The sequence below is a fragment of the Synechococcus sp. Nb3U1 genome, assembly GCF_021533835.1.
In the GTDB taxonomy this organism is placed as follows: Bacteria; Cyanobacteriota; Cyanobacteriia; order Thermostichales; family Thermostichaceae; genus Thermostichus.
In genome coordinates, this window is the sequence record NZ_JAKFYQ010000003.1 from 248,154 (window position 1) to 260,108 (window position 11,955).

14 protein-coding genes are annotated in these 11,955 nt (G+C 57.0%); 12 read left to right on the forward strand and 2 right to left on the reverse strand.

All coding sequences use genetic code 11. From position 1 onward, the window contains the following. The first annotated feature begins 312 nt into the window (after nt 1–312). Nucleotides 313–1,206: an ABC transporter ATP-binding protein gene (locus tag L1047_RS15540; RefSeq protein ID WP_443081735.1), complete on the forward strand. Its 894-nt coding sequence runs from the start codon at nt 313–315 to the stop codon at nt 1,204–1,206. Here L1047_RS15540 and L1047_RS15545 read toward each other — a convergent pair. Then, on the reverse strand, nt 1,203–1,919 hold the full coding sequence (locus L1047_RS15545) for a response regulator transcription factor (protein WP_235279927.1): 717 nt from the start codon (nt 1,917–1,919) through the stop codon (nt 1,203–1,205). The two genes, L1047_RS15540 and L1047_RS15545, sit on opposite strands and share 4 nt — an antisense overlap. Before the next feature lie 462 nt (nt 1,920–2,381). On the opposite strand from L1047_RS15545, the gene L1047_RS15550 reads away from it, so the two are divergent. From L1047_RS15550 to L1047_RS15585, 8 genes are all read left to right on the forward strand, one after another. After that, nucleotides 2,382–2,753 (forward strand): hypothetical protein, encoded by a 372-nt coding sequence (locus L1047_RS15550; RefSeq protein WP_235279928.1) that lies wholly within the window; start codon nt 2,382–2,384, stop codon nt 2,751–2,753. A gap of 44 nt (nt 2,754–2,797) precedes the next feature. Then, nucleotides 2,798–3,952: a pyridoxal phosphate-dependent aminotransferase gene (locus L1047_RS15555; protein ID WP_235279930.1), complete on the forward strand. Its 1,155-nt coding sequence runs from the start codon at nt 2,798–2,800 to the stop codon at nt 3,950–3,952. Nucleotides 3,953–4,124: 172 nt separating this feature from the next. Continuing rightward, nucleotides 4,125–5,069 carry an SH3 domain-containing protein gene (locus L1047_RS15560; protein WP_235279932.1) on the forward strand — a complete coding sequence of 315 codons (945 nt, stop codon included), beginning with the start codon at nt 4,125–4,127 and terminating at the stop codon, nt 5,067–5,069. A gap of 191 nt (nt 5,070–5,260) precedes the next feature. Then, nucleotides 5,261–6,115: a DUF4382 domain-containing protein gene (locus L1047_RS15565; RefSeq protein WP_235279934.1), complete on the forward strand. Its 855-nt coding sequence runs from the start codon at nt 5,261–5,263 to the stop codon at nt 6,113–6,115. A 53-nt stretch (nt 6,116–6,168) separates the two neighbouring features. Further along, complete coding sequence (locus tag L1047_RS15570) at nt 6,169–6,729, forward strand: hypothetical protein (protein ID WP_235279935.1); 561 nt, start codon at nt 6,169–6,171, stop codon at nt 6,727–6,729. Between the two features lie 2 nt (nt 6,730–6,731). Next, nucleotides 6,732–7,466 (forward strand): cobalt transporter CbiM, encoded by a 735-nt coding sequence (gene cbiM / locus L1047_RS15575; RefSeq protein ID WP_235279937.1) that lies wholly within the window; start codon nt 6,732–6,734, stop codon nt 7,464–7,466. Further along, nucleotides 7,453–8,253 (forward strand): cobalt ECF transporter T component CbiQ, encoded by an 801-nt coding sequence (cbiQ, locus tag L1047_RS15580; protein WP_235279938.1) that lies wholly within the window; start codon nt 7,453–7,455, stop codon nt 8,251–8,253. Before cbiM ends, cbiQ begins: the two co-directional genes overlap by 14 nt. Nucleotides 8,254–8,410: 157 nt before the next feature. After that, nucleotides 8,411–9,280, forward strand: coding sequence for an SDH family Clp fold serine proteinase (locus L1047_RS15585; RefSeq protein WP_235279940.1), 870 nt, complete (start codon nt 8,411–8,413; stop codon nt 9,278–9,280). Here the strand turns inward: L1047_RS15585 and L1047_RS15590 are convergent. Beyond that, nucleotides 9,272–9,964 (reverse strand): J domain-containing protein, encoded by a 693-nt coding sequence (locus tag L1047_RS15590; protein WP_235279942.1) that lies wholly within the window; start codon nt 9,962–9,964, stop codon nt 9,272–9,274. The two genes, L1047_RS15585 and L1047_RS15590, sit on opposite strands and share 9 nt — an antisense overlap. A gap of 79 nt (nt 9,965–10,043) precedes the next feature. Here L1047_RS15590 and L1047_RS15595 point away from each other — a divergent pair, with 79 nt between their 5' ends. The 3 genes from L1047_RS15595 to L1047_RS15605 all read left to right on the forward strand — a co-directional run bounded on the left by L1047_RS15595 (nt 10,044) and on the right by L1047_RS15605 (nt 11,954). Beyond that, nucleotides 10,044–10,343: a DUF3082 domain-containing protein gene (locus L1047_RS15595; protein WP_235279944.1), complete on the forward strand. Its 300-nt coding sequence runs from the start codon at nt 10,044–10,046 to the stop codon at nt 10,341–10,343. Nucleotides 10,344–10,415: 72 nt separating this feature from the next. Beyond that, nucleotides 10,416–10,757, forward strand: coding sequence for a thioredoxin (gene trxA, locus L1047_RS15600; protein WP_235279946.1), 342 nt, complete (start codon nt 10,416–10,418; stop codon nt 10,755–10,757). 126 nt (nt 10,758–10,883) lie between these two features. Beyond that, nucleotides 10,884–11,954, forward strand: coding sequence for an LOG family protein (locus tag L1047_RS15605; RefSeq protein WP_235279947.1), 1,071 nt, complete (start codon nt 10,884–10,886; stop codon nt 11,952–11,954). Nucleotide 11,955: the final 1 nt, after the last annotated feature.

Sequence of the window (11,955 nt, forward strand, 5' to 3'; positions counted from 1 at the left end):
TTGAATGGAACGGAGGGATCCCACCAAGAGCAGCCGGATCCCGGCAGCGAAACCCAGCTTGCTTGAATGTCTGCCCTAAGAACTCCGTTTCGCTATTACGATCAGCCTACCACTCCCTGTAACCATCTGTAATATCCCTCCTTTGCGGGAATTGGGCTAGGGATCCCTTCTTGCTGCGGAGCAGCTCTTGAATATCTCGAATGTTGCCCATCACAGCGGTATGTCACCCAATTCCGAGGGCAATTCCGGGATCCCGGCTTCGGCGTATGCTGGAAAGGAAAGATTTCTTCACACTTACGGACGGAGCGGATTGTGACAGCCCTTTCGATGGCCCCAACCTTACCTCAGACCCAGCCGGCGGCGGTGGAACTGCAATCGGTATGGAAACGCTTTGGGGAGCAGGTTGCCGTTCAAGACCTGAGTTTACGGATCCCACAGGGAGAAGTGTTCGGGTTGCTAGGGCCAAATGGAGCCGGGAAATCGACCACCATCCGTATGCTGACCAGCCTCACCCGACCCAGCCAGGGATCCATTCAGGTGGGGGGCTACGACGTGGTACGGGATCCCTTGCTTGTCCGGCAACAGATCGGGGTGGTATTGCAACCAATCACTCTAGAGGCGGAGCTGAGCGTTTGGGAAAACCTAGAGTTTCATGCCCGAATGCACCACATCCCCAACCCGGAGCGGCAACAGCGCATTGACCAGTGGCTGGAGTATGTGCGCCTGGCGGATCGGCGACAGGACAAGGTGAGAACCCTTTCCGGGGGTATGAAACGCCGCTTACAAGTGGCCAGGGCCCTGTTGCATCGACCGCAAATTTTGTTTTTGGATGAGCCTACTGTCGGGTTGGATCCGCAGGCACGGCGGCTACTGTGGGAGATCATGCGGAATTTGAACCAGCAGGGGATGACCTTGTTGGTGACCACCCACTATATGGAAGAAGCAGAAGAACTGTGTGACCGCATCGGCATTATGGAGGGCGGGCGGTTGATCGAATTGGGCAGCCCAGCCCAGTTGCGAGCCAAACATGGGGAAGCCCTACTGGTGCGTTCCCGTCCCGGACTCGAGGCCGACTACACCTTTTTCCCCAGCTTGGCCGAAGCCCAAAGGCAGTTGGAGTTAGAACCCGACAAAACCGGCCTGATGGTACGTCCTGCCAACTTAGAGGATATCTTCGTGCGGCTGACGGGCCGTCGCCTGGATTAGTTCTTTTCCCCCACCCACCCCTCCCCGGAAGGGGGTTCAAACTTGTAGCCCACCCCACGCACGGTGCGAACCAACTCCGGTTTGCTGGTATCCGTTTCTAGTTTCTTGCGGATCTGACCGATGTGAACATCTACCACCCGTTCATCCCCCTCGTGGTTGAAGTCCCACACCTCCTGAATTAACTCAGCCCGTCGCCAAACCCGGCCCGGATGTCGGGCCAGAGCGTAGAGCAGGTCAAATTCCAACGCAGTCAAGTTGATCGGGCGCTGATTTCGGGTCACTTCTCGCGTTTCGGGGTCGATCACCAAAGAGGCGAAGGTCAACATCGGCGCGCTGGCAATCTCGGTTTTTAGCCGTTGTCGCCGCAAAATAGCTTGCACTCGCGCTTGTAATTCTGGCAAGCTGAAAGGCTTGGTCAGATAGTCATCTGCCCCCAACTGGAAACCCTGCAATTTGTCGGCAGCACTGACCCGGCTGGTCAGCATCAGCACGTACACGCCAGTTTCTTTTTGCATTTGCTGACAGAGGTCGTAACCGCTCACATCCGGCAAATTCAGATCCAAAATCACCAAAATCGGTTGGAAGGAGCGCAACCGTTGTAAGCCTTCCGCCCCGGTAACTGCCACCTCGACCGAATACCCCTGCCGCTGCAAATACCGCTGTAACAGTACACAGATGCTGGGATCATCATCAATGATGAGGATACGTGACATGGCGACTTGGGACTCTCGGGGTGGGCAACATGGGTGTGGTCTTGGGCAAGGGCTCACGGGCAGCAATTCTAGGATTGAAAGCCCCCTGATCCAGCTTGCTCATGGGAGAAGAGAAAGCGGCAAACCGCGCAAACTCAACCGGAATCTCTGCTGGAATGGATGGTAAACCCAAGCGATTTACTTAGATTATTTCAGGTTTTACCATTGCATCACATAAGGAGTTTATCCCTGCTGGAGCACTCTTTGCTCTCCGTAAATTAACGGAGGCTGGTTCCAAAATCGGGGCATCATTCTACTAGGTTGCCCGGAATCAAGGGGAAGGGTAAGGTGGGAGGGATCCGAAAAAGGGATCCCATGCCAGTAGGTGGGCCAAGCGGCGGGGGGTGTCAGGCTGGATCCCGGCGGTTCAGATCGAGGGTAAAAAATTGAGAGTGGCAGGGCGGCGCTTCATTCCAGAGGCTTATGTACGATCCTAATGAAGTCTTTCGCAAAGATATCCAGTTGGCCCTCTTCACCTGGGGGGTTCTGGAATTGGCCTGTTTTGTGATCATCCCGCTGACGGGAGCCTACGAGTTTTCGCAGGTGGAGGGTTGGCTGTGGCCCTCTCTAGTGTTGGGGCCGGTGGGGGCGGTGGTGGTGGCCTTCTGTTCCAAGGTTGTGCTGGCCGCCAATAACATCCCGGATCCCAAGAAGAAAAAAGCCCAGCGACAGGTGGCGCAGGTGTTCAGCTTCTTTGGCTTTTTAGGCTTGGCGTTGCCCTTGATCCTGGCCGGCTGGGTGTTTGGGCGGGAAATTTTGACCACGGACTGGCAGAATAAATTCACCAACGAGTGAGTTCAATACCTATCTCACCGCCCAAATTGATGATGCTCTCCCGAATGCAGGCGGTGCAATCCCCCATGATCCCGCTAGTGGCGGAGTTGATCCGTCAGCACCCTGGCACTATTTCTCTCGGACAGGGGATCGCCTACTACGGCCCACCCCAAGAAGCCCTAGAGCAAATCCCAGAGTTTCTCTCCCAGCCTAGCAATCACCAGTATCAACCGGTACACGGGATCCCCTCACTCATCGAGGCCATCGAAAAGAAGCTGTGCCAGGAGGATGGCTACCAAACGGGGTCGGGGCGGCGCGTGGTGGTGACAGCGGGCAGCAATATGGGCTTTCTCAATGCAGTGCTGGCCATTACCCAGCCCGGAGATGAGATCCTCCTGCAAACCCCCTATTACTTCAACCACGAAATGGCGGTGACGATGGCGGGGTGTCGGGCCGTCTGTGTGCCTACGGACGTAAACTACCAGTTGCAGCCTGAGCAAATTGAGGCGGCCCTGACAGAGCGAACGCGGGGGATCGTCACTATTTCTCCCAACAATCCCACTGGGGTGGTGTATCCGCCTACCGATCTCAAGGCCGTCAACCACCTGTGCCGAGAGCGCGGTCTCTACCACATTCACGACCAAGCCTACGAGTACTTCCTTTACGATGGGATCCCCCCTTTTTCTTTGGTGAGTGTGCCGGAAGGCAACCACCACACGATCTCTCTGTTTTCCCTGTCCAAGTCCTATGGGTTTGCTGGCTGGCGCATCGGCTATATGGTGATCCCGGAGGCGCTATTTATGCCGATCCTGAAGATCCAGGACACCAATTTGATCTGTCCGCCGGTGATCTCTCAATACGCGGCTTTGGGGGCGTTACAAGTGGGATCCGCCTATTGTCGGGAACGGCTGGAATCTCTGGTGGCGGTGCGTCAGGTGGCTCTATCTGCTTTTCAAACCTTGGGAGAACGGGTGCAGATCCCCACCGCACAGGGAGCCTTTTACTTTTTGCTGCGTCTGAAAACCGATTGGCCGGCCATGGCGGTGGTGGAGCACCTGATCCGTGAGCATCGGGTGGCGGTGATCCCCGGGGATACCTTTGGGTTGAAGTCGGGAGAAGGAATCTGTTATGTCCGGGTTGCCTATGGGGCGCTGGATCAGACTAGGGCGGCGGAAGGGATTGGCCGCTTGGTAGAGGGTCTGAAGCACCTGTTGGGCTAGTGGGGGATCCCTAGAGAGTGGGATCCGAGGATGTTATAAATTGGGATGCAAGCCCTTCAGCGCTCCTCAGTCCCGGTTGCCAAACTGGAGTCAGCGCTATGCCCGTCGGTGGCTTGAGAGCCTATCGATAGGTGTCTCTGGTGTGTTTCTGGATGGTCGAGGTGAAGAACCCATGTACCCGAACGAGACGACTTCTCAACCTGAGGTGAGTCGCCAGAATGTTGGACAGTCCGTGTCTACCCCGGCTGTGCAGAGGATGAACCGGGATCCCAGATTGCGGTCGGCGGCTTCTTCTCTCCATGAGTCCCCATGGGTACAGGATTTGGATGACGAATCTTTGGATCGCTACCCCATGCGCGGTCGTTCTTCTCCTTCTTCCGGCGGTTTTCCCTTTGGTACTTTGATGGTAGCCAGTGTTTCGGTCGGGGCTTTGGCTGCTTTGGGTTGGCAGGTTTGGCAGATTGTATTGCCGATGCTGGAGCCACCTTCCGTACCTCAGTTTCAACAGGCAGTGCGGTTGGATCCCTTGCCCAGTCCAGTCAGTTTGCCCACGGATATCCCTGTCACTGAGGGGCCTGCCGCAGGCAGGATTGACCCTGAGGGGTTTCCCCCCGGTAGTCGAGGCCGGGTGATCGAGCCGATTGGGCTGGCCATTCGCAGTCAACCTGCCGCTGAGGGTGCCTATCAGGGGGGGATCGTGGTGGGGGAAACCGTGACCGTGCTGGAGTACAGTGCTGATGGCCTTTGGCAACGGGTACGGCGAGAGCTGAATGGACAGGAGGGTTGGGTACGAGCTGGCAACCTGGGCCCAGTTGCAGATTCTGGAGCGGTGGCCACTGTCACTCCCCCGCAGGATCCCACAGTTGAGTTGACGCCTTTGCCGACTCGCCCCCCTGTCGTGGCAACCGTTACATCCGGCGGACAAGGGCGGGTGATCGAGCCGATTGGGCTGGCTTTGCGAGCCTCTCCGGAGGCGGAGGGGGCCTATATCGGCGGTGTGCCCATGAACGAGGTGGTGACGGTGCTGGGCTTGAGCGAAGATGGCCGTTGGCAGCGCATTCGTCGTCAGGATGGTCAAGAAGGTTGGGTACGGGCCGGAAACTTGGCCCAGGAATAAGGCCAGTGCAGAGATTGAACGGCAGGGATCGGGATCTCGCTCATTTTTTTGCCTGAGATGCCCCGGCAGGGGATTGTGACCCAGGAATGCCTGTGTTTCGGTAGAACAGTACCGCAATAGGGCGACGTGTGAAGCACAGTTCATTTGGGTTGGGCCGTTCACCCTGGGATCCCTTGGGGAACAGGCTGACTTTGTTGGTTCTGATGGTAGGGCTGGGATCCACCCTGATTGCTTGTCGCCAGAATCCTGATTCCATGGCTGGAGGACCTGAGGCTGAAACAGGCTCTCAATCCACCCTTTCAGTAGCGGCAGAGACAGGCACCCTGGAATTATGGGCCAACGGCGAGGCGTTCATTCGGGAGGGCTTTGTCTCCAAAGATGGCTGGGCACTGAGTTTCGACCAGGTGTACGTGACGCTGGCGGAGATCACGGCCTACCAAGCGGATCCCCCCTTTGAGCCAGAATCCGAGGCAGCCTTGCAAGCGCAAACCCAAGTGGGTCTACCCGGCCCAATCACCGTCAACTTGGTCAGCACCCCTGAAGAACGGGCCTTGCTGGGATCCCTAGACGTCCCCCCTGGTCACTACAATGCCTTCTCTTGGCGGATGGTTCCCGCTGTTGCTGGGCCGGCCACGGGCTATTCCCTCTGGATTCAGGGATCCGCTCAACCTCAGGAGGGAGAACCCGGCGACGCAATAGATTTTGTACTTAAATTCCCGCAAGAACTGGCCTTTACCTGTGGCGAGTATATCGGTGAAGACCGCAAAGGGTTCGTTACCCCCAACTCAATAGCCGATTTAGAGGCCACGTTCCACTTCGACCATCTGTTCGGAGATGGGGAATTGCCTCCTGAAGACAGCTTGAATCAATCGGCGCTGGGATTTGCTCCTTTTGCGGCTTTGGCCGTTGGGGGATCCCTGGAAATGGATTGGGCCAGCCTGCAGGAGAATCTCAGCCCAGCCGAAGCCGACCAAGTGGTGGAGATCTTGAGGGAATTGGGCCATGTCGGGGAAGGGCACTGCCGCCAGACCACAGCCCGCCCCTAGCCCCCACCAGAACCATCCGGAAAACCAGTCAACCGCTCAAACAAACACTTGCCATGTACCCACTCTCCTTGTCGCGCCAGCAGTATGTAGCGCCAGCCCACCGAATGGGCTTTTCTGGAAGGTTAAAACTGGCTCTGGGGTTGATCGGTCTCAGTCTGCTGATTGCCAGGGTGGCCTCGGCACATGGGGTGGAAGCGTCTTATCGGGCCATCCCAACCTTTCAAATCAAGGCCCGCTATGATACCGGCGAACCGATGGGATCTGCTCAGGTAACCGTGTTTGCGCCCACGGATCCTGCCACGCCTTGGCAAGAGGGGCAAACCAATGCCGCCGGGCAGTTTGTCTTGCAACCGGATCCCCAACTCAGCGGCCTTTGGCAGGTGAGGATTCGACAGGCTGGGCATGGGGTGTTGCTGAATGTGCCGGTGGGAGAGGATGCCGCCATAGCAGCCGGGGTCAGCAGTTCCCCATCCTTTGGGCCATTGCAACGGGGGGTAATGGCAGCCTGTGTGATCTGGGGTTGCTTAGCTACTGCTTTGTTTTTCTCTACACCGCGTCGGGAAACCCAGCCTAGCCGCTCAGCGTTCACCGCACCTGTTCTGGAGCACGACTAACCATGCACATCAGTGACGGCATTTTGCCCCTACCGCTTTGGCTGGGGGGCTACGGCATCACCACACTCCTGACTGGTTACAGCTTGCGGGTTGGCCAGCGGGGATCCCGTTTCATGCCGGAGTCCGATCCCCGCCGGCAGTTACCGAAAGCATCTTTGCTCACGGCGGCTTTTTTTGTCGCCTCCTCCATTCACCTCCCTATCCCTCCCGCCAGCGTCCATTTCTTGTTGAATGGGTTGGTGGGTTCGCTGCTAGGGCCATTGGCCTATCCTGCCATTGTGGTGGGTTTGTTTTTTCAGGTGGTGGCCTTTGGGCACGGTGGGCTCACGACTTTGGGGATCAATGCCGCAATCATGGGAATCCCTGCTTGGTTGGCGGGGGGTCTCTTTCGGATTGGGCGTCGAGTGCTGGGTACAGGGATGGCCGCCTTTTGGGCGGGGGTTGTGGGGGCGGGGTTGGCGGTGCTGCTGTTTTACGGGGTGGTGATCGCCGGTTTATCCGGTTCGCCCCTGCTAGCTACCGAAGCAGAACGGCTGACCACCGGAACTTTGGTTTTGGCTCACATCCCCGTCATTGTCTTAGAGGGATTGTTCACCAGTTGGGTGCTGCTGTTTCTACAGCGGGTGCAGCCAGATCTTTTGGCCGACTCTTTGCCTCAGCCCTCCTGGGCAACAACTAACCCGCAATCCACCCCAGTAGAGCCGGCCCTCAGTCCCAGCGGGTATGGGAAAGGGTGAAGTGGGGGGATCCCTGACTGCCAAAACTTCAGCCAAAACACCTTCCTGGATCCATCGCTGGCGACCCCTTCCCAAGCTACTGGGGTTGCTGGCGTTGATGGTGGCTTTTGCTGCGATTCAGCGCTTGGCTTTGCTGCCGGTGATCGGGGTTGTGGCAGTGGGGTTGTGGGGGATCTCGGGATTGCCCTGGCGCTTGTGGCTGAGGCGGCTGGCGGGGCCGGGGGTACTGGTGACTGGGTTGATCCTGGTGCTGCCCTTTTGGTTGGGAGAAACCGTCATTTGGCGCTGGGGAGCCCTGGCGGTGCGCTGGGAGGGAATCGCGATAGTGCTGCGGATGGGGGGCCGCTTGGGGGCCATTTTCACCCTCAGCCTGTTGCTGCTAGAAACCACCCCCCTTACGGAGTTACTGGCGGCTGTACGGCGGTTGGGGATCCCGGATTTACTCTTGGAGCTGGCCTGGCTGACCTATCGCTATCTCCAGGAGCTGGGATCCCAATGGCAGCAAATGCGACGGGCAGCCCAATTGCGGGGCTGGCGACCGGGGGGATCCCTGAGGCGAGATCTCCCCTTCCTGGCTTCTTTGCTGGGGACTTTGCTGGTGCGCAGCTACGAGCGCTCTGAGCGCGTTTACCAAGCTTTGCGGTTGCGGGGTTATGGGCAGGGTGCCCCGTTGGTTTCTTCTGCAGGGGATCCCGCGCAGGCATATACCTCTGTAGCACTCAGTTGGGGCGCAACCGGGCTAGCTCTGGGCATCGCAGGACTCCTGCTTGGGTTGGGATTGGTTTGAAGGGATCCCCCATTGACCCAATATGAACCCGGCTGATGCCCGCAATCAGCGCACGGAAATTCCCCTGGTGCGGGTAGATCAGCCTAATCCCGACCCAAAATCCGGTACACCTGATCTCCTATGCTGGAAGCAAAGGGATCCCGTCTGAGGTGTAAAGGTGGATTGGGGCAGCCTGTTCTGGATTTTTTTGATCTTCAGCTCTTTGCAACCCTTGTTCAATCGCCGTGCCCAGGAGTTCCGTCGTTTGATGGCGATTCGCGAGCTAGAGCGAAAACGGGGCAGCCGGGTGATTTTGCTGATCCACCGCCAGGAGTCGATCAGTTTTCTGGGGATCCCGGTTTCCCGCTACATCAGCATCGAAGACTCCGAACAGGTGTTACGGGCGATTCGGCTTACCCCACCGAATACCCCGATTGATTTGATTTTGCACACCCCCGGCGGCTTGGTATTGGCCACCGAACAAATTGCCCGTGCCCTGATTCGTCACCCGGCCAAAGTGACGGTGTTTGTGCCCCATTACGCCATGTCGGGGGGAACGATGTTGGCGCTGGCCTCCGATGAAATTGTCATGGATGCCAATGCGGTACTCGGGCCGGTGGATCCGCAGTTGGGGGGCTATGCCGCCGCCAGTATCCTGCAGGTGTTGGCGGATAAACCTATTGCCGAAATCGACGACCAAACGCTGATTTTGGGGGATCTGGCCCGTAAAGCAATGGGGCAGGTGCAGAACTTCGTACGCGATCTCCTCAAGGATGATGTGCCCAAACGCAAAATTGATCCTGAACGGGTTGAACCCCTGATTCAAGCATTGACTAGCGGACAAGTCACCCACGATTACCCGATCACCGCCGAAGAAGCACAAGGGTTGGGCTTGCCCATTTCTACCGACTTGCCACCCCAGATCTATGCCCTGATGGATTTGTATCCTCAGGCTGCTCTGGGTCGTCCTTCGGTGCAGTACATTCCAACTCCCTACGATCCGCGTCCGGCAATGCCCAGTGGCGGAGCGGGTTCGGGGTTAGCGTGAACTGTTGGCATAAGCCTCCATCGCCTCAGCCCGTAAGCCCTTGGCCCGTCGGAATAACTCCTGCCCCGTATGCAAATGGCGGTCGTCGAAGTTAAGGGGGAAAAAATTCAGCTCCTCTAGCGCATCTTCCAAGTGGTTGAGGGCGTAGTAGAGACGAGAAGCCACCCCCCCCAGGCTGCTGGGATTGGGAATGCGGCGAAAAATTTGCTGAGCTTGGGCCAACTTCTGACCGCACTCCTCCAGGTAAACAACAAAGGCATCCAGCAAATCGGGATCGAAGGGATCCGCCGCCAACGCATTCAACTGGGGTTTTAAGGAGGACAACAATGGCCCCAAAACCCGATTCAGGGGAGTATAGACCTGCCGAATCCAGACTTCGCGGGCAGTGGCCTCATGGCTAACCGTTTCCCTAGAGGATCCCGTCGGCTGGGGGCGAGATGAAGCACTCGGGGGTTGCAATTGGTGGTCATACTCGCGACGGGATTGCGGATCTTTGAGCACCGTATAGGCAGCATTGATCTGGCGGATGCGCTCGGAGGTGGCGCAGTCTTTTTTGGCCAGCAGACTGTCGGGATGATGGTGCTTGACCAAATGACGATAGGCACGTTTAATCTCAGCCGCCGTGGCCAGCGCCGAGACCCCCAAAATGTCGTAATGGGATCCCACCTCAGACCCACTGCCCATGATCCTGCTTTTTCCTGAAAAGAAACTCCCACATTGTACCTGGAGCCTAGAATGAAGGTGAGTTTTCCGGTGCTGCTCCATGTCTTCTTCCCCACAGGGATCCCCCAATCCCCTCAATGCGCTCTTGGGAGCCTCCATCGCCGCCGGCCTGGGCTACGGATTTTTTCAACTGCTGCTCTCGATGTTGGCTAAGTTGCCGCCAGTGGACTGGGAGGGCAGCTCTTTAGCACGTGGGATCAGCATTTTGGTGCGCTACCTGTTGGTGGGCTCGGTTTCCCTGATCACCTTCATGTTTGCCATGGTGGGGCTGGGGTTGGCGGCCTATGGTGTGCAGCTACTGGGAGAGCGGCTGAGGGACAGCTTGCGACGGGCGGGCTGAAGACAGCAGCGACAGGCGGAGCTGTGGTAGAGTAGGCAAATATAACGAATACGTTTCAGGAGTTCTCCGAGCATGTCTGCAGCAGTAGATATTGCTGATGCCACCTTCGAAACAGAGGTGCTAGGCAGCAGCATTCCGGTTCTGGTGGATTTTTGGGCTCCTTGGTGTGGCCCCTGCCGGATGGTGGCTCCTGTGGTGCAGGAAATTGCTGAGCAGTATGTCGGCAAAGTCAAGGTCGTGAAGATCAACACTGACGAGAACCCTCAAACCGCCAGTCAGTACGGGATTCGCAGCATTCCCACCCTGATGCTGTTCAAGGATGGCCAGAAAGTGGATGTCGTGGTGGGCGCCGTTCCCAAAGCTACTCTGACGACTATTTTGGAAAAACACTTCGACGCACCTGCCGAGGCCTAAAGCCGAAATCGGGACGATGGGCTCGGGTATGTCAGGATGTAACGTTTGGGTTCTAGGGCGGAACCTGGTTAATATTCTGCTTAGAGAACCCACTAAAGTAGACTACAGAGAACTCTGGATCCTAGTTTGACCGATTCCCTTTCCTCCCTCCTGCAAGAGATTCTTGCCGATGCCGAATTTTGTCTGAAGCAGTCGGGTTCTCATCCCAATCGCACGGCTTGGATACGCATTATCCAGTCTCTGCAGCGCATGGGATCCTTAGAGCTGAGTCGTTTGGATGCCAAGATCCTGGCGGCTACCCTAGAGGATCTGGAGCAGGGGTTTGCGGCCTTCCAAAACTACACCCACCAACGCAAGATCACCGTCTTCGGCTCAGCCCGCCTAGAGCCGGAGAGCCCTGAATATCGTCAGGCCCAGATGTTTGCCCACTGCATTAGCCAGCGGGGATTTATGGTCATGACCGGTGGTGGCGGCGGCATCATGGAAGCAGGCAATCTCGGTGCAGGCCTAGAAAACTCCTTCGGGCTGAACATCCAGCTCCCGTTTGAGCAAATGGCCAATCCGGTGATTGCCGCCAGTGATCGGGTGATTAACTTCAAGTATTTCTTTTCTCGCAAGCTCTTTTTTGTCAAAGAGACCGATGCGGTGGTGCTCTTCCCCGGTGGCTTTGGCACTCAGGATGAAGCTTTTGAATGCCTGACCCTGATGCAAACGGGCAAAACTAAGTTGATGCCTTTGATCCTGGTGGATAAAACGGGTGGGCGCTACTGGAAGGAATGGGATGAATACGTGCGAGAGCATCTGCTCAGTCGTGGATTGATCAGCCCAGAGGATCTGTATCTCTATACCCTCACAGACGATGTGGGGGATGCCTGTCAGCAAATCACCGACTTCTATCGCATTTTTCATAGCAACCGCTATGTGCGGGAACTGTTGGTGTTGCGGTTGAATACAAAACTCTCGGCCCAGGCTCTAGAAACCTTGAATGAAGAGTTTGCCGATATTCTCGACTCCGGCCAGATCCTGCAAACCCAAGCCCTCCCAGAAGAAGCCGAAGAAGATATCGCCCACCTGCCACGATTGGTGATGCACTTTAACCAGCGCAACTTCGGGCGATTGTGGCAAATGGTACGCCGCATCAATCGGCTCCACCCACAGCACCCTGAGCATCTGCAAATGCGCCCCAATCAAAAATAAG

Coding starts and splice junctions, on each gene's coding strand:
- L1047_RS15570 (WP_235279935.1), top strand. CDS start 6,169: ATGTACCCACTCTCCTTGTCGCGCCAGCAGTATGTAGCGCCAGCCCAC.
- L1047_RS15560 (WP_235279932.1), top strand. CDS start 4,125: ATGTACCCGAACGAGACGACTTCTCAACCTGAGGTGAGTCGCCAGAAT.
- L1047_RS15550 (WP_235279928.1), top strand. CDS start 2,382: ATGTACGATCCTAATGAAGTCTTTCGCAAAGATATCCAGTTGGCCCTC.
- cbiM (WP_235279937.1), top strand. CDS start 6,732: ATGCACATCAGTGACGGCATTTTGCCCCTACCGCTTTGGCTGGGGGGC.
- L1047_RS15545 (WP_235279927.1), bottom strand. CDS start 1,919: ATGTCACGTATCCTCATCATTGATGATGATCCCAGCATCTGTGTACTG.
- trxA (WP_235279946.1), top strand. CDS start 10,416: ATGTCTGCAGCAGTAGATATTGCTGATGCCACCTTCGAAACAGAGGTG.
- L1047_RS15590 (WP_235279942.1), bottom strand. CDS start 9,964: ATGGGCAGTGGGTCTGAGGTGGGATCCCATTACGACATTTTGGGGGTC.
- L1047_RS15595 (WP_235279944.1), top strand. CDS start 10,044: ATGTCTTCTTCCCCACAGGGATCCCCCAATCCCCTCAATGCGCTCTTG.
- L1047_RS15555 (WP_235279930.1), top strand. CDS start 2,798: ATGCAGGCGGTGCAATCCCCCATGATCCCGCTAGTGGCGGAGTTGATC.
- cbiQ (WP_235279938.1), top strand. CDS start 7,453: ATGGGAAAGGGTGAAGTGGGGGGATCCCTGACTGCCAAAACTTCAGCC.